Source organism: Pseudarthrobacter sulfonivorans (genome assembly GCF_001484605.1).
GTDB classification, from domain to species: Bacteria; Actinomycetota; Actinomycetes; order Actinomycetales; family Micrococcaceae; genus Arthrobacter; species Arthrobacter sulfonivorans_A.
Window position 1 is genome coordinate 4,205,346 of the sequence record NZ_CP013747.1, and the last position, 19,677, is coordinate 4,225,022.

The 19,677-nt window shown below is 64.8% G+C and carries 14 protein-coding genes; 12 read left to right on the forward strand and 2 right to left on the reverse strand.

Annotated elements, in window-relative coordinates; all coding sequences use genetic code 11:
• Positions 1-110: 110 nt before the first annotated feature.
• Together AU252_RS19095 and AU252_RS19100 are read right to left on the reverse strand one after the other, a co-directional pair.
• Positions 111-1,298 (reverse strand): PQQ-dependent sugar dehydrogenase, encoded by a 1,188-nt coding sequence (locus AU252_RS19095; RefSeq protein ID WP_083510478.1) that lies wholly within the window; start codon positions 1,296-1,298, stop codon positions 111-113.
• The gene (locus AU252_RS19100) at positions 1,252-2,493 is read right to left on the reverse strand and encodes a hypothetical protein (protein WP_058932072.1); all 1,242 of its coding nucleotides are present in this window, start codon (positions 2,491-2,493) and stop codon (positions 1,252-1,254) included. The genes AU252_RS19095 and AU252_RS19100 overlap by 47 nt, the downstream gene beginning before the upstream one ends.
• Positions 2,494-2,701: 208 nt before the next feature.
• On the opposite strand from AU252_RS19100, the gene ilvD reads away from it, so the two are divergent.
• The 12 genes from ilvD to AU252_RS19160 all read left to right on the forward strand — a co-directional run bounded on the left by ilvD (position 2,702) and on the right by AU252_RS19160 (position 19,609).
• Entirely contained in the window at positions 2,702-4,423 is a 1,722-nt protein-coding gene (gene ilvD, locus AU252_RS19105) for a dihydroxy-acid dehydratase (RefSeq protein WP_058932073.1), read from the forward strand.
• Positions 4,424-4,802: 379 nt separating this feature from the next.
• Complete coding sequence (locus AU252_RS19110; protein WP_058932074.1) at positions 4,803-6,710, forward strand: acetolactate synthase large subunit; 1,908 nt, start codon at positions 4,803-4,805, stop codon at positions 6,708-6,710.
• 2 nt (positions 6,711-6,712) lie between these two features.
• Entirely contained in the window at positions 6,713-7,225 is a 513-nt protein-coding gene (ilvN, locus tag AU252_RS19115) for an acetolactate synthase small subunit (protein ID WP_028271611.1), read from the forward strand.
• Positions 7,226-7,324: 99 nt separating this feature from the next.
• A complete protein-coding gene (gene ilvC / locus AU252_RS19120; RefSeq protein ID WP_058932075.1) occupies positions 7,325-8,350 on the forward strand; it encodes a ketol-acid reductoisomerase in 1,026 nt (341 codons plus the stop codon).
• Between the two features lie 124 nt (positions 8,351-8,474).
• Positions 8,475-10,064 (forward strand): phosphoglycerate dehydrogenase, encoded by a 1,590-nt coding sequence (gene serA / locus AU252_RS19125; protein ID WP_058932076.1) that lies wholly within the window; start codon positions 8,475-8,477, stop codon positions 10,062-10,064.
• 204 nt (positions 10,065-10,268) lie between these two features.
• Positions 10,269-13,064 (forward strand): ABC transporter permease, encoded by a 2,796-nt coding sequence (locus AU252_RS19130; protein ID WP_058932077.1) that lies wholly within the window; start codon positions 10,269-10,271, stop codon positions 13,062-13,064.
• Positions 13,061-13,816 carry an ABC transporter ATP-binding protein gene (locus AU252_RS19135; protein WP_056349225.1) on the forward strand — a complete coding sequence of 252 codons (756 nt, stop codon included), beginning with the start codon at positions 13,061-13,063 and terminating at the stop codon, positions 13,814-13,816. The genes AU252_RS19130 and AU252_RS19135 overlap by 4 nt, the downstream gene beginning before the upstream one ends.
• A 34-nt stretch (positions 13,817-13,850) precedes the next feature.
• Positions 13,851-15,410: a methionine--tRNA ligase gene (gene metG / locus AU252_RS19140; protein WP_058932078.1), complete on the forward strand. Its 1,560-nt coding sequence runs from the start codon at positions 13,851-13,853 to the stop codon at positions 15,408-15,410.
• A gap of 268 nt (positions 15,411-15,678) precedes the next feature.
• Positions 15,679-16,494 carry a hypothetical protein gene (locus AU252_RS19145; protein WP_058932079.1) on the forward strand — a complete coding sequence of 272 codons (816 nt, stop codon included), beginning with the start codon at positions 15,679-15,681 and terminating at the stop codon, positions 16,492-16,494.
• A 114-nt stretch (positions 16,495-16,608) separates the two neighbouring features.
• A complete protein-coding gene (locus AU252_RS19150; RefSeq protein ID WP_058932080.1) occupies positions 16,609-17,289 on the forward strand; it encodes a class F sortase in 681 nt (226 codons plus the stop codon).
• 43 nt (positions 17,290-17,332) lie between these two features.
• Positions 17,333-18,385, forward strand: coding sequence for a 3-isopropylmalate dehydrogenase (locus AU252_RS19155; RefSeq protein ID WP_056349215.1), 1,053 nt, complete (start codon positions 17,333-17,335; stop codon positions 18,383-18,385).
• A 111-nt stretch (positions 18,386-18,496) separates the two neighbouring features.
• Positions 18,497-19,609, forward strand: coding sequence for a branched-chain amino acid aminotransferase (locus tag AU252_RS19160; RefSeq protein WP_058932081.1), 1,113 nt, complete (start codon positions 18,497-18,499; stop codon positions 19,607-19,609).
• The last annotated feature ends 68 nt before the right edge of the window (positions 19,610-19,677 follow it).

The following is a 19,677-nucleotide window of genomic DNA, read 5'->3' on the forward strand; positions in this document are numbered from 1 at the left end:
TATGTGGTGACCTTCCGGGCTTTTTCTTTCCCGGTTGATCTCCGCAACGACATGAAACTCTACACGAACTTCCGACCCATGTGAAATCGAGGTCCCGATGCTCCCCAGGTTCAGGCAGGAGGGGCAAGAACCAGCACAAAATCAGGGTTTTTGTTGTTAGTCAGGAGCCAGAAGCCGCCGTCGGGAGTCCGGATGACGTCCCGGATCCTGCCGTATTCCCGTGTGAAATAGGCCACAGGAGCGCTTGCCTCCTCGCCGGACAAGGACACCGTCCAGAGGCGTTGGCCGCGCAGGGCGCCGAGGTAGGCCGTCGACCCGGCAATTTCCAGGCCGCTGGGTGAGGAGTCCGCCGTCGAAGGCCAAACCACCTTCGCGTCGCGGTACCCCTCCCGGTGCGGTGCGCCGGTTACTGCGGGCCAGCCGTAGTTGGCTCCCGGCTCGATGAGGTTGAGCTCGTCGTTGACGTCCGGGCCGAACTCGCTGGACCAGAGCCGGCCGGCGCTGTCCCACGCCAGTCCCTGGACGTTTCGGTGGCCCAGGCTGTATACGGCATTGCCGAAAGGGTTGCCAGGTGCCGGGTCACCCTCAGGAGTCAGCCGCAGGATCTTCCCGCCCAGAGCGTTGCGGTCCTGCGGCTGTTCGCGGCGCTGGGAGTCGCCTGTGCCCACGTACAGGAACCCGTCCGGGCCGAAGCGGATCCGGCCGCCATTGTGGGTTGATGCCTTCGGGATTCCGGGAAAGACCACCTCGGGGTCGCCAAGGTCCAGGGATCCGTCAGGCTGTTCCGTCAGCTTCAGCCGGGCGATGCGGTTGTCCTGTGCCGAGGTGAAGTACAGGTAAAGGTAGTTGTCGGACGGAAAGCCGGGGGAGAGGGCTAGTCCCAGCAAGCCTCCCTCACCGCCAGGAGCAACGCCGGGGACCTGGCCGATGGTGGCCGCCCTGCCATCACGGACAGCTTTCAGCAGCGCAGAGTCACGCTCGGAGACGACCGCGGTTCCGTTCGGCAGGAATACCGCGGCCCAGGGAATGTCGAGCTGGAGATCGAGCCGTGCCACAACCTCCGGCGGCGTGGCGTTACCCGGGCCGGTCCCGATCCCGTTTCCTGTGCTGGTCCCGGTTCCTGTGATGCTGCCGGTGGGGGCATCGTTGGCGTCCCCCGTGCAGCCCGACAGCAGCACGGCCAGGCACACTGCGAAGGCGCCCGCGGTGGGCTTGGCCGCCGCGGAGGCCCGAAAGGGTGCTTGCGTCCGGTCAGATACGCGTCCGCCGGGGAGCCCGGAAGCCGGCAGCTTCCGCATGGGCCGCCGACTCAAACCAGACGTCGGCTTTCGTCTGCTCATAGTCCGGATGCCCCTCCTCGTAATAGACCATCGCTCCGGCGTCGGCCTTGACCTCGAAATCCGCCGGACCGCTTCCATCCGGGCCGGGCGACGCGGAACCTGCGCCGTAGGGCTGGTCCGCGGCCAGATGCCTGGTCGGTTCCGGTGCAGCTTCGTAGTCCGCCACGGCTGCCGGCTCCATGGTCCGGGCTTCAGCAGCCTCTGTGGCTACTGCTGTGTCTGTGGCTACCGCGGCCTCCATGGATCCTGCAGCTTGCCCGGGAGCCGCGCTTGCCGTGTGCGGGGCTGAATCGGCGGCGGCCACTTCGGGTTGCGTACCAGCGACTTCGGCTTCGGCTTCCGCAGCGGCCGTTTCTGCGCCGGGCAGCGTGGGTGCATGGGGCTCCGTGTATTCCGGGTGATGCACAAATCCGGCGCCCTGGGCCCGTGGTGCTTCGGACGTTGGGGTGTCGGCAATTACTGTGGACGCTTCGCCTGCCGGCCGGTGGCTGGCGGCGGGTTGGGCTGGTGCGCTTGCCTCTGACCACTGGGTTTCCCACTCGGCTTCGTCTGCCTGCCGGCTCACACGCTCCTTGCTGCCTGGTTCCTGGGCTGCTAGCGACTCCGGGCGAGCCGGCTCCTCTTGCCCAGCCGGCTGCTCAAGTCGGCCGGGTTCCCCAGAGCCAGCCGACTCGGGGGATGACAGTTCTTCGGCGGACGGGCGTTCCGGTGCATCGGCTGCAGCGGTATCTGCGGGACCAGTAGTGTCCTTGGCACCAGCGGTATCTGTGGCACCAGCAGTAGCAGTGGAACCGGCAACGTCGGGTTCAGCGACGACCTTCTGCCCGGCGCTGGTGTCTTTTTCGACGCTGACTTCTTCACCGCCGGCTTTGTGCCCGGCGACGGCTTCTTGGGATTCTGCCGTGCTGGACCGCTCGGGCGCCTCGTCCGCCGTCGTCGGTGGTGTCGGCTCAGAGGCGCCGAAGCCCGCAGCGCTGGGGATGCCCGTCGTGCCGACGGCTTCGGCCGAGGCGGCTGCGCTTCCTCCGGCGAGGCCGCCGTCCGTCCGGATCGGCGCGGAGTCGCTGGTGCTCGAGGAGCTGCTGCGGTTCAGTAGCCACCACACAACGCCTACGATCAGCACGATGAGGATAATCCAGAAGACAAAATCCATAGCAGGGCCCTTCAGTCCGGATGGCATGGTTGCCGTTCCCTGACGGTACGTCGGCGCGAACGGGACTGTCTAGGTTCCGGCGGACCGGTAAGGGCCCGTCTCAGAATTTGAGACGAGAGTCCACCATTTGATCGAAATATTCCTGAAAATGGGCCAAACGGGCTGTTCGGGTCGTTGGCGTCCCGATCGGAGTCATAGACTTTGACCCATGAGTGAGGACACCCAAACAGCAACCGAGAACAAGATCGACATCAAACCCCGCAGCCGGGTCGTCACCGACGGGATCCATGCCGCCCCCGCGCGCGGTATGTTCCGCGCCGTCGGCATGGGCGATGACGACTTCGCGAAGCCCCAGATCGGCGTTGCGAGTTCCTGGAATGAAATCACTCCCTGCAACCTCTCCCTGAACCGGCTGGCCCAGGGCGCCAAGGAAGGTGTCCACGCAGGCGGTGGTTTCCCCATGCAGTTCGGCACCATCTCCGTCTCCGACGGCATCTCCATGGGCCACGAAGGCATGCACTTCTCGCTCGTTTCCCGTGAGGTCATTGCCGACTCCGTGGAAACCGTCATGCAGGCCGAGCGCATCGACGGCTCGGTCCTCCTGGCCGGCTGCGACAAGTCCCTCCCCGGCATGCTGATGGCTGCCGCCCGCCTGGACCTGGCCAGTGTGTTCCTGTACGCCGGCTCCATCATGCCGGGCTGGGTCAAGCTTGAGGACGGCTCCGAAAAGGAAGTCACCCTGATTGACGCCTTCGAAGCCGTCGGTGCATGCGCCGCGGGCAAGATGAGCCTCGAAGACCTGACCCGTATTGAAAAGGCCATCTGCCCCGGCGAAGGCGCCTGCGGTGGGATGTACACCGCCAACACCATGGCCTGCATCGGCGAAGCCCTGGGCATGTCCCTCCCCGGCTCCGCCGCCCCGCCCTCGGCAGACCGCCGTCGTGATGAATTTGCCCGCAAGTCCGGCGAGGCAGTGGTCAACCTGCTCCGCCTTGGCATCACCGCCCGGGACATCATGACCAAGAAGGCGTTCGAAAACGCCATCGCCGTCACCATGGCCTTCGGTGGCTCCACCAACGCCGTCCTGCACCTCCTGGCCATCGCCCGCGAAGCTGAAGTCGAGCTGAACCTGGAGGACTTCAACCGCATCGGCGACAAGATCCCGCACCTGGGCGACCTGAAGCCGTTCGGCCGCTACGTCATGACGGACGTTGACAAGATCGGCGGCGTGCCGGTCATCATGCGCGCACTGCTCGACGCCGGCCTGCTGCACGGCGACTGCCTCACCGTCACGGGCAAGACCGTGGCCGAGAACCTCGCCGCGATCAACCCGCCGGACCTGGACGGCAAGATCCTCCGCGCCATGGACAACCCGATCCACAAGACCGGCGGCATCACCATCCTGCACGGCACCATGGCGCCCGAGGGTGCTGTGGTGAAGAGTGCCGGCTTCGACGCCGACGTCTTCGAGGGCACCGCCCGCGTCTTCGAGCGCGAGCAGGGTGCCCTGGCGGCCCTGGATGAGGGCCTGATCAAGGCCGGCGACGTTGTGGTCATTCGCTACGAAGGCCCCAAGGGCGGCCCCGGCATGCGCGAGATGCTCGCCATCACGGGCGCCATCAAGGGCGCCGGACTGGGCAAGGACGTCCTGCTCCTCACCGACGGCCGCTTCTCCGGCGGAACCACCGGCCTCTGCATCGGCCACGTGGCACCGGAAGCTGTCGACGGCGGCCCCATCGCCTTCGTCAAGGACGGGGACCGGATCCGCGTGGACATCGCGGCCCGCAGCTTCGACCTGCTGGTTGATGAGGCCGAGCTCGAATCCCGCAAGATCGGCTGGGAGCCCCTCCCGGCCAAGTTCACCAAGGGTGTGCTCGCCAAGTACGCCAAGCTGGTCCACAGCGCCTCCACGGGCGCATACTGCGGGTAGCACGGTTTCGTTCCTCAACCTCCGGCCGCTGGTTGAGCCCAACTAGGGTAGCAGTAACTGTCGTTATGAGCGCTCATAACGACAGTTACTGCGACCCAGTTGGGGAACGTGGCCAACCAGTGGACAATGGTGTCCACACTGTGAGATGCGCACAGTCCTCGTTGACATGTATCTCACACAGAGGGAAAACTGAACGCATGATCGCATTCGTTACCAGCTGCGCCGCTGCAGATGCAGCCGTCGTCCTTACCAAGCGCGTGGCTCACTAGCCCGACTGGTAACGAACCGTCACGCGCAACCCCTCGAAAAGCCGCCAGGCTGAGGGGTTTTTTTATTTCCGCATTTCCGAGTACACAGATGATCCACAAGGAAGAGTCCGATGAGCAAAGGATCGCCGATCAGCCCCTCGCTGATGGCTACTAAGTCCGCTGGAGCCCCCAAGGCTCCGGAACGCGCCGACCGTACGGCTGACCAGGCCGCCGTCGTCGCTGATCTTGCCGCTGTCTCTCCTGTCCTTGGGCCGAACAACGTTGTACCCCCAACGGTGATGACCGGCTCGCAAGCTATTGTCCGATCGCTCGAAGAACTCGGCGTCGACGATATTTTTGGTTTGCCTGGTGGCGCGATCCTGCCTACCTATGACCCCTTGATGGCCTCCAGCATGAATCACGTACTGGTCCGTCACGAACAGGGAGCCGGCCACGCCGCGCAAGGCTATGCCATGGTTACCGGCCGGGTGGGCGTCTGTATCGCCACCTCGGGACCCGGTGCCACCAACCTCGTTACCGCCATCATGGATGCCCACATGGATTCCGTGCCGATAGTGGCCATTACCGGCCAGGTATCCAGCGGTGTGATCGGCACCGACGCGTTCCAGGAAGCCGACATTGTTGGCATCACCATGCCGATCACCAAGCATTCGTTCCTGGTGACCGACCCCAACGACATCCCGCACGTTATGGCGGAGGCCTTCCACCTGGCCTCCTCCGGACGTCCCGGCCCGGTCCTCGTGGACGTCGCAAAGGACGCCCAGCAGGGTCAGATGACCTTCTCGTGGCCGCCGAAGATCGACCTCCCCGGCTACCGCCCGGTGACGCGCGGCCATAACAAGCAGGTCCGTGAAGCTGCCAAGCTGATCGCCTCGGCCACCAAGCCCGTGCTCTACGTGGGCGGCGGTGTGGTGAAGGCACACGCTGCCGCGGAACTCCGCGAACTGGCGGAACTCACGGGCGCGCCCGTTGTCACTACCCTGATGGCACGCGGTGTATTCCCCGATTCGCACCCGCAGCACGTGGGCATGCCGGGCATGCATGGCACCGTTTCCGCGGTCACGGCGCTGCAGCAGTCCGATCTGCTCATCACACTCGGCGCCCGGTTCGATGACCGGGTGACGGGCATCCTGAAGTCCTTCGCCCCGAACGCCAAGGTGATCCACGCGGATATTGATCCCGCCGAAATCTCCAAGAACCGGACCGCCGACGTGCCGATCGTGGGATCCGTCAAGGAAATCATCCCCGAGCTCACCGAGGCTGTGCGCTCACAGTTCGAATCCGCCGGCACGCCGGACCTCACCACCTGGTGGGCGTTCCTTAACAACCTTAAGGAAACCTACCCGCTGGGCTGGACCGAGCCGGAGGACGGACTGAGCGCCCCGCAGCGCGTCATCGAACGCATCGGCGCACTGACCGGCCCCGAAGGCATCTACGTTGCCGGCGTGGGCCAGCACCAGATGTGGGCGGCACAGTTCATCAAGTACGAGCGCCCGCACGCCTGGCTGAACTCAGGCGGCGCCGGCACCATGGGCTATGCCGTACCGGCTGCCATGGGCGCCAAAGTGGGGGAGCCGGACCGTGTGGTCTGGGCCATCGACGGCGACGGCTGCTTCCAGATGACCAACCAGGAACTGGCCACGTGCGCCATCAACAAGATCCCCATCAAGGTTGCCATCATCAACAACTCCTCGCTGGGCATGGTCCGCCAGTGGCAGACCCTCTTCTACGAGGGCCGCTACTCCAACACGGACCTCAACACCGGCCACGAGACCGTCCGCATCCCCGACTTCGTCAAGCTGGGGGAGGCCTACGGCTGTGCCTCCTTCCGCTGCGAGCGGGACGAGGATATTGATGCCACCATCCAGAAGGCCCTCGAAATCAATGACCGCCCCGTGGTTATCGACTTCGTGGTGAGCCCCGACTCCATGGTGTGGCCGATGGTGCCCGCCGGCGTGAGCAACGACCAGATCCAGGTTGCCCGCAACATGACCCCGGAATGGGAAGAGGAGGACTGAACATGACCCGCCACACACTGTCCGTTCTGGTTGAAGACAAGCCCGGTGTACTGACCCGCGTCGCGAGCCTGTTCGCCCGACGCGCCTTTAACATCAACTCCCTGGCCGTGGGCCCGACGGAAGTTCCGGGCATGTCCCGGATGACCGTCGTCGTCGACGCCGATGGTGACCTGATTGAACAGGTCACCAAGCAGCTCAATAAGCTGGTCAACGTGATCAAGATTGTTGAGCTGACCTCCGAATCTTCCGTACAGCGAGACCACATCCTGGTCAAGGTACGTGCGGATGCCGCGACTCGTCTGCAGGTGACCCAGGCTGCAGACCTGTTCCGTGCTTCAGTGGTTGACGTCTCCACCGACTCCGTGGTCATTGAAGCAACAGGCCACCCCGAAAAGCTCACGGCGCTGCTCTCAGTGCTTGAGCCCTTCGGCATCCGCGAAATTGTGCAGTCCGGCACCCTGGCCGTTGGACGGGGATCCCGCTCCATGAGTGACAGGGCTTTGCGCAGCGCTTAGTTAAGGCGGGGCACGGCCCCACCTGCGGCGCAATGCCCGTGCAGTACCGCAACACCCCAGACTAATTACCCAGTGAATCACTCAAGAGGAGTTACCCAAGTGACTGAAATGTTCTACGACGACGACGCCGACCTGTCGATCATCCAGGGTCGCAAGGTCGCCATTGTTGGCTATGGCTCCCAGGGCCACGCCCACGCGCTGAACCTGCGCGACTCCGGCGTCGAGGTTGTCATCGCCCTCAAGGAAGGCTCGAAGTCGATCGCCAAGGCCGAAGAAGCCGGCTTCAAGGCCCTGACCGTTGCCGACGCCGCCGAATGGGCCGACGTCATCATGATCCTGGCGCCGGACCAGTACCAGCGCTCGATTTACAACGACTCCATCAAGGACAAGCTGACCCCGGGCAAGGCCCTGGCCTTCGCCCACGGCTTCAACATCCGCTTCGGCTACATCGAGGCACCGGAGGGCGTTGACGTCATCCTGATCGCCCCGAAGGCTCCGGGACACACCGTGCGCCGCGAATTCGAGGCCGGCCGAGGCATCCCGGACATCATCGCCGTGGAGCAGGACGCCACCGGCGCAGCCTGGGACCTGGCCAAGTCCTACGCCAAGGCCATCGGCGGCACCCGCGCCGGCGTCATCAAGACCACCTTCACCGAAGAGACCGAAACCGACCTCTTCGGCGAGCAGTCCGTCCTCTGCGGCGGCGTGTCCCAGCTGGTCCAGTACGGCTTCGAAACCCTGACCGAAGCCGGCTACCAGCCGCAGATCGCCTACTTCGAGGTTCTTCACGAGCTCAAGCTCATCGTTGACCTCATGTGGGAAGGCGGCATCGCCAAGCAGCGCTGGAGCGTTTCCGATACCGCAGAGTACGGCGACTACGTCTCCGGCCCGCGCGTCATCACCCCCGAGGTGAAGGAAAACATGCAGGCTGTCCTCGCCGACATCCAGAGCGGCGCGTTCGCCAAGCGCTTCATCGACGACCAGGACAACGGCGGCGAAGAGTTCAAGGCCCTGCGTGCCAAGGCTGAGCAGCACCCGATCGAGGCCGTTGGCCGCGAGTTGCGCTCACTGTTCGCCTGGCAGCAGACGGACGAGGACTACGTAGAGGGCTCCGCAGCCCGGTAAGTCTGCTGTGCCGGTGCCCCTCGGGGTGCCATCATGAGGCCGGGTTCACTTAACAATGTGAGCCCGGCCTTTCCGTCCGCCTAGACTTGTTCCATCCCAAGGACTGCAACGCAGAGGATCACTCGTGTCAAAACCCGTAGTACTGCTCGCCGAAGAACTTTCGCCCGCCACCGTCGAGGCCCTCGGCCCGGACTTCGAGATCCGCCAAACGGACGGCTCCGACCGGTCCCAGCTGCTCGCCGCCATCGCGGACGTGGACGCCATCCTGGTCCGCTCCGCCACCCACCTGGACGCCGAAGCCATTGCCGCCGCGAAGAACCTCAAGGTCATCGCCCGCGCCGGCGTTGGCCTGGACAACGTTGACATTAAGGCCGCCACACAGGCCGGCGTGATGGTGGTCAACGCCCCGACGTCGAACATCATTTCGGCAGCGGAACTGACGGTGGGCCACATCCTGAGCCTCGCACGCCACATCCCGCAGGCCAGCTCCGCGCTGAAAAACGGTGAGTGGAAGCGCTCCAAGTACACCGGCATCGAACTATTCGAGAAGAAGATCGGCATCATCGGCCTGGGCCGCATCGGCGCCCTCGTTGCTGCCCGACTCCAGGGCTTCGACACCGAAATCCTCGCCTACGATCCGTACATCACCTCGGCCCGCGCCGCGCAGCTCGGCGTCAAGCTCGTCACCCTCGATGAACTGCTGAGCCAGTCGGACTTCGTTACCATCCACATGCCCAAGACGCCGGAAACCGTCGGCATGCTCGGCGCTGACGCGTTCACCAAGATGAAGTCCACCGCCTACGTGGTCAACGTGGCCCGTGGTGGCCTCGTGGACGAAGAGGCGCTCTACGCAGCCTTGCAGGACCGCCAGATCGCCGGCGCAGCCGTGGACGTCTTCGTCAAGGAACCCAGCACGGACCTTCCGTTCTTCACCCTGGACAACGTGGTGGTCACCCCGCACCTGGGTGCATCCACCGATGAAGCCCAGGAGAAGGCAGGCGTCTCGGTTGCCAAGTCCGTTCGCTTGGCGCTGGCCGGCGAACTGGTACCGGATGCCGTGAACGTGGCCGGCGGCGTGATCGCCTCCGATGTCCGTCCGGGCATCCCGCTGATCGAAAAGCTGGGCCGGATCTTCACCGCGCTGACCCACGCCTCCCTGACCCAGATCGACGTCGAGGTGGCCGGCGAGATCGCGGCGCTGGACGTCAAGGTCCTGGAACTTGCCGCGCTCAAGGGCATCTTTGCCGATGTGGTGACCGAGCAGGTTTCCTACGTCAACGCCCCGGTCATCGCCGAACAGCGCGGCATCAACGTCCGCCTCATCACGACGGCGGAAGCGGAGGACTACCGCAACGTCCTCACCATCCGGGGTGCTTTGAGCGACGGCAGCCAGATCTCCGTGGCAGGTACGCTCACGGGTCCGAAGCAGATCCAGAAGCTCGTCGGCGTCAACGGCTACGATGTTGAGATCCCCATCAGCGAGCACCTCGTGGTGGTGGCCTACGCCGACCGGCCTGGTGTGATCGGAACCATCGGACACATCCTGGGCATGAACAACATCAACATTGCCGGCATGCAGGTGGCACGGCAGGCGGAAGGCGGCCAGGTTCTGGCACTGCTGACCATCGACAGTTCCGTTCCGCAGCAGGTGCTTGACGCCATCAAGGCAGGCATCGGCGCCGAAATGGTCCGCGAAGTGGACCTCGAGGACTAAGAACCGCACCGCCATCAACTACGCGTGACCGAACCTTAACGTCGGCCACGTATGATTGGCCGGTCTGCTTACAATGGCTAGGTCCTGTTTCAGGACCACGCCGGCAGACCGGCCAATACTTTTTGCACACCAGGCAGGAAATCCTATATATCCGCCGCCTGCGGATCCCGGTGTGCGCACGCAATCCAGGTTTCAGGGAGCCCAATGAACGCCGTCCAGAGGTTCATCAGAAGCAAAGTGCTGCTGCTGACCGCGGCCATCTTGATCGCAGCCATGTGCTTGTCGGTCCTCGTCCAAGGCCAGTCGCAGGCCGCACTCAACCGAACGGTGGATGAGAACTCGCGGGGTCTCTACGACGTCCTGGTCCAGGCCAAGGCAGGCTCCGGGGCGCTGATGCAGCCGGAGATCGCCAACGGTGGCGGCGGCATCGGCTTTGACCAGCTCGAGAGCATCCGGAAGCTTTCCGGAACGTCCGTGGCGGCCCCCATCAGCCTGGTGTCCCGCGTAACGCAGAACCTGGAAGCGCCACGGCTCGACGCCATGGACTACCTTGGCTACAACTCCGGGCTGGCAGGCACAGCCACCACGGACCAGGCCGCCGGCGCCACAGATCCCAGTAAATGGCCCGCTGCTGAGTCCGTGCTCGGCGATACCCCCAAGAACTACCGCCTGACCGCCAGCGCCGTCAGCTCCGACGGTGTCTCCGAGCAGACCCTGTTCAAGTCCACGGCCGAGGGCAGCCTGGGCAAGGCCAAACTCGTCGAAGAGAAGGCTGCCGGCGGCAGCAGCATCCGGATTGCCCCTCCCGCAGGCGAGACAGGCATCAAGTTCCCCGCTCCGGCCGGCGGCTCCGAACATAACCTGTTCAACCTTTCGGTGTCACTGCCGCTGTCTCCAGAAGTGACCGAGTCCGTCGTCGCCGTCGACCCCGTCTCCGAGCGCGCCCTGCTCGGCTCGGCGGGCGACTTTCTCGCCCCGCTGGAGAAGGCCCCGCCCGCTGACGCGCGGAACGCCGGAGCCATCGGCCGGCACTTCGAAAGCCTCTTCACCAACGGCATCAGCCTGGAAGAGCTCAACGAGGGCCCTGACTTCCTCGGTGTCAAGCTCAAGTACTGGGCACCGCTGATGACGCAGTACCAGCAGGCGAAGCGCAGCGGACAGCTGACCGCGGACTCGCAGGCCATTCCCCTGGTTGTCCGTTCCGGCACATCCCTGGACCTTAAGTACAACGTGAAGATCGAGGAGATCGACGCCGCGGGCAAGGTTGTCAAGGAAGTCGGCACCGCCACGCGTTCCCTCGGTAAGGACTACCTGCCGTTTGTGTCCAAGGACCCGTTCGCTCTGTCCTGGCCCGGTTCCACCGACCACTCCGGTCTCCTCGGCAGCGCCGGCAACTTCAACCAGGGCCTCTACACCCCGGCCACGTGGAGCACCGACTTCGCTGCCGCGCCGAAGTACACCGACGGCGAAGCCGCGGCCAACGGGGCAGTCCAGAAGACCGCCGTTCCCGGCGACTGGGTCACCGTAAACCGGCTGCCGGAGAAGGGTGCCAACGGCGCCCCGGTGGACCAGACGCAGCGTGAACCCGTGGACGAACGTTCCTACCGGGAAGACCTGGCAACAGGGGAGAAGCTCGCGGCTCCCCTGGCCATGGTCTACGGGACCTTCGACCCCGCGGCTGTCGAGAAGGCCGCCGGCGACGTCAACCGCCTTCCGCTGGGTGGCTACGACCCCACTCCGTTTACCCTCACCAACGACGCCGAAGGCAAGACGGTCACCGATACCGAACTCAAGCCTTCACTCAGTGCCACCGGACTGGCGAGCCAGTCGGCCGGTGCCATCACCGACTTCTACGGCCTGGCCGCAGCACGCGGCTACAAGGACAACGCCGCCGTGATCGATGCCGTACGTGTCCGGGCCAAGGCCCCCGGAAGCTGGAAGGAAGCCCAGCCCGACGTCGAAAAGCTCGCCAGCGAGATCCGCGAAATGGGTCTTGAGGCTACTGTTGTGGCCGGTTCCGCCCGTGAGGACGCCAGCATTTTTGTCCCCGGATACTCCAAGGACGACGCCGGCAAGGAGTCAGCGCTGGGCACTGTCCAGCAGTCCTGGGTCCGGCAGAATGCAGCGGACGCAGTCTCCGGCTCCCTCACCGGGACCAACGTGACACTGCTCTTCCTGACGCTGTGCGGAGCCGCGCTGTTGACCGGCGCCTCCACTGTCAGCTACATCCGCAAACGCAAACGTGAAGCCGGGACCCTCCGCGCCATGGGCTGGACCCAAGTGCGCATCAGGAACTGGGTGCTTGAGGAATTCGGTGTCGGCGCTGCGCTGCTCGCGGTAGCCGGGATCATCCTGAGCCTGGTGAGCTGGAGCGTGACCACAGCCATCGTCTCAGCCTCCGTACTGGTCCTGTATGCGGCAGCGGCCTTCTTCGCCGCCCAACAGCTGCGCCACCGTGATGAGGTGGACCAGGAACCGCAGCACGACGAGCGGCTGATCCCGGTGGACTCCCCGCTGACCTTTGCCAACCGGCAGCTCAGCACGAACAAGTTCAACACCCTGTCCCTGGCCGTCGCAGTCGGCGTGTTCGGAGCCGCGGTGGGCGGGCTGGTTGCCTTGCTCATCGACATCCCCCGTGCTGCCGGAGCGAGCGCCCTCAGCGGCCTGGCCGCAGCAAGCGTGGCGATGCCCAGCATGCTCCTTGCACTCGCCGGCGTCGCAGTGGGGCTGGTCCTGACCCTGGTCACCGGCCGGTTTGAGCTGAACGCCAAACGCCAGTACCTGGGCATCCTTGAGGCCATGGGCTGGAACCCGGACATGCTCCGCCAGGTCCGTCTTTTCGAAAACGCGCTGGTGGGCACGGTGGCCCTGCCGCTGGGCGTCCTGGGCGCGCTGGGCATCGGGCTCCTCCTTGCCCCGTATGCCGCGCTATGGGCCGGCGTCGCCGGCCTCGTGGCTGTACTTTGCTGGATACCGATTGCAACGAAAGTGGTCCAATGACAAACGAGACGAACGTTTACCGGAGCCGGAGGTCCGGCTCGGCTGAGTCGCCCCTGCAGACCCGCGCCAACACCATCGTCAAGGCCGCGGACCACGGGACCCCGCTGGAACTGAGCGACATCACCATCCGCTATGGCGGCGGCAAAAGCGGTGCCGAAGCCGTCAGTGTTGTGGAGAACTTCGACCTCACGCTGCACGCCGGCGAGATGCACTGCGTCGCCGGCCGAAGCGGATCCGGCAAGACCAGCATCCTGACAGTGGGTGCGGGACTGACCCTGCCGACGTCGGGCCGTGTCTTCTGGGAAGGTGATTCCCTCGAAAGCATGGGCGACGACGAAATCGCCGACCGCCGTCGGGCCCTGATCGGTTACGTTGACCAGGGCGGCGCCCTGATCGACGGCATGAGCGCGCTCGAGAACGTCCTCCTGCCGGCCGTGCCCGACGGCGAGGTGGACCAGCGCCGCGACATGGCCAAGGACCTCCTGGACCTGGTGGGCCTGGGCCGCCGGATGCGGCACCGTCCGGCCCAGCTGTCCGGTGGTGAACGCCAGCGTGTGGCGATCGCCCGCGCCCTGATCCTGGGTACGCGCGTCCTGGTGGTTGATGAGCCCACGGCCAGCCTGGACAGGGCCTCCGCCAACCGCATCATCAGCATCCTCAAGGACACCACCTCGGACGGCATCGCAGTACTGGTCGCTTCACACGACCACGAACTGGTCCGCCTGAGCGATACGCTGACTGAACTGATCTAGCCCTGCCCCTTCGCACCAAAGGTAACGTCCGCACGTGAGCGCAACAGCCAAAACCCCGTTCTACATCACCACGGCCATCACCTACCCGAACGGTGTTCCGCACATCGGACATGCCTACGAGTACATCGCCACCGACGCCATGGCGCGCTTCAAGCGGCTGGACGGCTTTGACGTGATGTTCCTGACGGGCACGGATGAGCACGGTATGAAGATTGCGCAGGCGGCCGAGAAGGAAGGCGTCACGCCCAAGGAGCTGGTGGACCGCAACGCGGAAGTCTACAAGTCTGCCCACGCCGCGCTGGGGATCACCTACGACCGCTTCATCCGGACCACGGACGCTGACCACTACGCCGCGTCGCAGGCCATCTGGAAGAAGATGGAAGCCAACGGCGATGTCTACCTGTCCAAGTACGAGGGCTGGTACTCCGTCCGGGACGAGGCCTTCTACGTGGAGGACGACACCCTGGTCAAGGACGACGGCGTGCGGTACTCCAAGGAGACGGACACCGAGGTGACGTGGACGGCTGAGGAGAGCTACTTCTTCCGGCTGTCCTCCTACCAGGACCGCCTGCTGGCGCTGTACGAGGCCCAACCGGAGTTCGGAGCACCGCAGTCCCGCTTCAACGAGGTCATCAGCTTCGTCAAGCGCGGCCTCGAAGACCTGTCGATCAGCCGCACCACGTTCGACTGGGGTGTCCCCGTCCCCGGCAACGACAAGCACGTGATGTACGTCTGGGTTGACGCGCTCACCAACTACCTGACCGGCGTCGGCTACCCGGACGTCGAGTCGGAATCCTTCAAGAAGTTCTGGCCCGCCGATGTGCATGTGATCGGCAAGGACATCTCACGGTTCCACGCCATCTACTGGCCGGCGTTCCTGATGAGCGCCGGCCTTGAGCTGCCCAAGCGCGTCATGATCCACGGCTTCCTGCACAACAACGGTGTGAAGATGTCCAAGTCGCTCGGCAACGTGGTGGCACCGGCAGACTTCGTGGCGCAGTACGGGCTGGACCAGGTACGGTTCTTCTTCCTCCGAGAGGTCCCGTTCGGCGCCGACGGCAGCTACAACCACGAAGCCATCGTGGGCCGCATGAACTCGGACCTGGCCAACAACTTCGGCAACCTGGCGCAGCGTTCGCTGTCCATGGTGGCCAAGAACTGCGAGGGCCGGGTCCCGGTTCCGGGTGCCTTCACGGCTGAAGACACCGCGATCCTGGCACAGGCCAACGGGCTCCTGGAGACTGCCCGGGCCGCCTTCGAAAAGCAGGAATTCAGCCGCGCACTCGAGGCCATCTGGGGCGTCCTGGGGGACACCAACGCCTACTTTGCCGAGCAGGCTCCCTGGGTACTGCGGAAGACCGACGTCGAACGCATGAACACCGTGCTGTACGTGACGCTGGAAGTGCTGCGCATCGTGGCTATCCTGGCCCAGCCAGTGATGCCCACCGCCACGGCCGCGCTGTTGGACACCTTGGGACAGCCCGACGGCGGATCCCGCCAGTTCTCCGCGCTCACCACACCTATTGTCGCCGGAACTCCGCTGCCGGCTCCGGCGCCCGTCTTCCCCAAGTATGAGGAACCGGCCGAAGCCTAGGTATGTCCCTGCTGGCTACTTGCTGGTACGCGGACTGAGTACGGTTCCGGGGCCGGTCAGTAGGGCCCATCTTGTAAGGCGGGTACTGAGTACTGGAGACATCATGGTGTCCGTCTGTCTAGCCTTATCTGGTTAGCAAACTGATGATTCGCATCTGGGAGAACCGTCGCCCCGATGCTGTCTGTTTGCCTTAGCCCTCCGTGTCGGGGATGGCGCCGTTCTTCCACCTGTCTGATCAGTTTGGACCAGACAATGGATGGAGACGGAAATGAAACGGATCCTTGCCGCTTTTGGTGTCGCGGGTCTTGCGCTATTGGGTGCCACTGCGCCGGCCACCGCTTCACCTTCTGAGGACGAGAAAAAGATCACCATTTGCCACGCCACCGGCTCGGAAAGCAATCCCTACAGGCCGGTGACCATCAGCCTCAACGCGCTCAACGCCCACGTGGGCCACCAGCACGAGGAGGACATCATTCCGGCCAACGACGGGAAAGTCCTACCCGGAGGCCAGAACCTTGACAAGGCAAGCATCTGGAATGCAGGCTGCGCCGCACCAGGCGAGGGTAACGGCCACGGCGATCACAAGATCAGCATCTGCCACGCCACGGGCTCGGACACGAACCCGTACAAGCCGATTACGATCGCCCTGCAGGGGCTCAACGGCCACGCCAACGCCAACCACCAGCACACTGAAGACATCATCCCGCCGAACAACGGCAACGTGCTGCCTGCAGGCCAGAACTGGACGGCTAACGGGCAGGCAACCTATAACAACGGCTGCGTTCCCACAACGGTGCCGCCAGTAGTGCCGCCTGTTGTTCCTCCGGTGGTCCCGCCTGCTGTTACGCCGGTGACGCCGGGCGAAACTCCCCGTGGGGCAGTTGTGGGTGCGCCGGCGGGTCAAGGTGCCGTAGCTGCCAACAACCCTGGCTTCAATGTCCAGACTGCAGTGGCAGGTTCGACTGACGTTTCCATCGCCCCCTGGGCCGCTGGGATCGTCGTAATGTTGCTCGCTGCAGCGGGAGTGGCTGCCCGCAGGACCCTGGCTGCCAGCGGTACCGTATCCCGGCACCGGAAGGAATGACGCCGGCTACTGGCGCCCGCAGGGGCGCTGTTTGAATCACCGGCAGGCGCCGTGGCCACAATGGGCACGGCGCCTGCCGGCAAACCGGGCAAATCCGACTGACAGCGGGTAACGATGGACAGCGATGGAAGGCTCTTCACCGCCAAGAGCATTGTCTTTGTGGCGCTGTGTGGAGTGCTGGCCTACCTGGCGTTCGCATTTCTGCCACTCCTGGCCGGGCCGGGAGCGTCGCCGACGGTGACCGGGGTTGCTGTGCAGCCGACGGCCCCAACTCCAGTGCCAGCCACCCCCACACCCTCGGTGGATACCGGCACGCCCGTCCCGGCCGGTCCGGCGGCGTCGCCGCCGCAGCGGCTGGTGTACCCGGCCGCTGACATCGATGTGGTGGTCCATCCGCTCGAACCCACCGGCGAGGACCAGGCCACCCAGACCATCGTGCCGCCCCCCACCATGGACGGCTACTGGCTGTCGCCTTACGGTGCCCCCGGCGCGGGCTCGGTCAATACCACCTATATTGCCGGGCATAGCTGGACGGACCGGGATGCGCCTTTCAACCGGCTGAGTACACACGCGGCGGCAGGTGACAGGCTGACCGTGGCCACAGCCACGGGCGAAGTGGCCTACCTGGTGGATTCAGTGACTACCTACGAAAAATCCGGGCTCAAAGACAGCCGCATCTGGCAGGTGGCACCCAACAGGCTGGTCCTGATTTCCTGCTATACGGGTGATGCCTGGGGCACCAACGTGGTGGTGGTGGCCTCACCGGAGGACCCACTCCTCCGTCTCAGTAAATGAGACTGATTGTCCGGCATGCGGATGATCTAAATATTCTTGGAGCATGAGCGCATCCACGATCAATCTCGCTGTCATTCCCGGTGACGGCATTGGCCCAGAGGTCATTGCCGAGGCACTGAAGGTCCTTGAAAAGGCTGTCGCCGCTGAAGGCGTTGTCCTCGAGCAGACCCACTACCAGCTCGGTGCCGAGCACTGGCTGGCCACCGGCGAGACCCTTCCGGATGAGGTCCTCGCCGACCTGCGGACACGGGACGCGATCCTCTTCGGTGCTGTTGGTGCCGCCCCCGGCGACACCCGGATTCCGTCCGGCATCATCGAGCGGGAGATGCTGCTCAAGCTCCGCTTCAGCCTGGACCACTACGTCAACCTGCGGCCGTCGCGGCTGTACGGAACAGTCGGGAGCCCGCTGGCCAATCCCGGCACCATCGATTTTATCGTCGTCCGTGAGGGAACCGAGGGTCCATATGTGGGCAACGGTGGCTCGCTTCGCACCGGCACACCCCACGAGGTGGCCACCGAGGTCTCACTGAACACGGCATATGGCGTGGAGCGCGTTGTCCGCGATGCCTTCCGCCGCGCCAGCGCCCGGGAACGCAAGCATGTGACCCTGGTGCACAAGCACAACGTCCTGGTCTACGCCGGCCACCTGTGGAAGCGCACCGTCGAGGCGGTGGCCCAGGAATTCCCGGAGGTCACCCACGATTACCTGCACGTTGATGCGGCCACCATCTTTATGGTCACCGACCCCTCACGCTTCGATGTCATTGTCACCGACAACCTCTTCGGCGACATCCTCACTGACCTCGCTGCAGCCATCACCGGCGGCATCGGGCTGGCGGCGTCGGGCAACATCAACATGGACCGCACCGCCCCGTCCATGTTTGAACCGGTCCACGGTTCGGCCCCGGACATCGCCGGACAGCAGAAGGCAGATCCCACCGCGGCCATCCTGTCGGCGGTGCTCCTGCTGGACCACCTCGGCTACACCGCCGCGGCCCGCAGGATCGAAGCTGCGGTGATCGCCGACGTCGAAACCCGCGACGGCGGCGCCCGCAGTACCAGCGCCGTCGGGGACGCCATCGCCGCAGCGCTCTAGGCCCGGCCGGAAGGTCCTGCCAACGGGCGTAAGCTTGTTTCGAATCACCAAATGCTGCCCTGCGGTTCAGTGTTGAACCACATTCAGAAGGCAGCCGATCGTGGAGGAACCATGACTCAGACCGCCCATGGCGTCGAATTTAACCAGCAGCTCTCGGCAACCCCGAAGTCAGCTGAAGAGCGTGCAGCCATCCTGGCCAACCCGGGATTTGGCAATTACTTCACCGACCACACCGCCGTCGTCGACTACAGCGTGGACGAGCAAGGCGAGGGTGGCTGGCACAACGCCCGCGTTGAGGCCTACGGACCCATCTCCCTGGACCCGTCTGCCGCGGTGCTGCACTACGGCCAGGAGATCTTCGAAGGCCTCAAGGCATACCGCCACGCTGACGGCTCAATCTGGACCTTCCGTCCGGAGGCCAACGCGGCCCGCCTGAACAAGTCGGCCCGACGCCTGGCACTTCCGGAACTGCCCGAGGAATACTTCCTCGGCGCCATCCGGGAACTGGTGCAGGCGGACAAGGAATGGGTTCCCGCCGGTGACGGCGAGGCCCTGTACCTGCGCCCGTTCATGATCGCCACGGAGGCGTTCCTGGGTGTCCGGGCAGCGCGGGAGGTGTCCTTCCGGGTGATCGCATCGCCCGCCGGCAACTACTTCGGCGGCGAACTCAAGCCCGTGTCCATCTGGATCTCCCGCGAGTACGCCCGCGCAGGCCGCGGCGGCACCGGTGCGGCCAAGTGCGGCGGCAACTACGCCGCCTCCCTGATCGCCCAGCAGGAAGCCGAAGCCAACGGCTGCAAGCAGGTGCTGTTCCTGGACCACTTCAATGACAACGCCGTAGAGGAACTCGGCGGCATGAACGTTTTCTTCGTGATGAAGGACGGCTCGCTGGTGACGCCCGCGCTGAGCGGGACAATCCTGGAGGGCGTCACCCGGATGTCCGTCATCCAGGTGGCCAAGGACATGGGCCGCGAGGTCGCCGAGCGCAAGATCACCCTGGATGAATGGCGCGACGGCGTTGCCTCGGGCGAGATCGCCGAGGTCTTCGCCTGCGGCACCGCAGCGGTGATCACCCCGATCGGTGTCCTCAAGGACACCACCGAATTCATCGGCTCCGAGGACGCGAAGGCGGGGGAGACCACCATGGCCATCCGCGAACGGCTCCTCGGCATCCAGACCGGAACCGTGCCGGATACCCACGGCTGGCTGACCCGCCTGGCCTAAACACCACGTTCGCGCCCCGGCCACCACAACGCGGGGTCACTTAACGCCCGATATCTCCATCGGAATGG

Coding starts and splice junctions, on each gene's coding strand:
- AU252_RS19095 (WP_083510478.1), bottom strand. CDS start 1,298: ATGCGGAAGCTGCCGGCTTCCGGGCTCCCCGGCGGACGCGTATCTGAC.
- AU252_RS19100 (WP_058932072.1), bottom strand. CDS start 2,493: ATGGATTTTGTCTTCTGGATTATCCTCATCGTGCTGATCGTAGGCGTT.
- ilvD (WP_058932073.1), top strand. CDS start 2,702: ATGAGTGAGGACACCCAAACAGCAACCGAGAACAAGATCGACATCAAA.
- AU252_RS19110 (WP_058932074.1), top strand. CDS start 4,803: ATGAGCAAAGGATCGCCGATCAGCCCCTCGCTGATGGCTACTAAGTCC.
- ilvN (WP_028271611.1), top strand. CDS start 6,713: ATGACCCGCCACACACTGTCCGTTCTGGTTGAAGACAAGCCCGGTGTA.
- AU252_RS19130 (WP_058932077.1), top strand. CDS start 10,269: ATGAACGCCGTCCAGAGGTTCATCAGAAGCAAAGTGCTGCTGCTGACC.
- AU252_RS19135 (WP_056349225.1), top strand. CDS start 13,061: ATGACAAACGAGACGAACGTTTACCGGAGCCGGAGGTCCGGCTCGGCT.
- AU252_RS19145 (WP_058932079.1), top strand. CDS start 15,679: ATGAAACGGATCCTTGCCGCTTTTGGTGTCGCGGGTCTTGCGCTATTG.
- AU252_RS19150 (WP_058932080.1), top strand. CDS start 16,609: ATGGACAGCGATGGAAGGCTCTTCACCGCCAAGAGCATTGTCTTTGTG.
- AU252_RS19155 (WP_056349215.1), top strand. CDS start 17,333: ATGAGCGCATCCACGATCAATCTCGCTGTCATTCCCGGTGACGGCATT.
- AU252_RS19160 (WP_058932081.1), top strand. CDS start 18,497: ATGACTCAGACCGCCCATGGCGTCGAATTTAACCAGCAGCTCTCGGCA.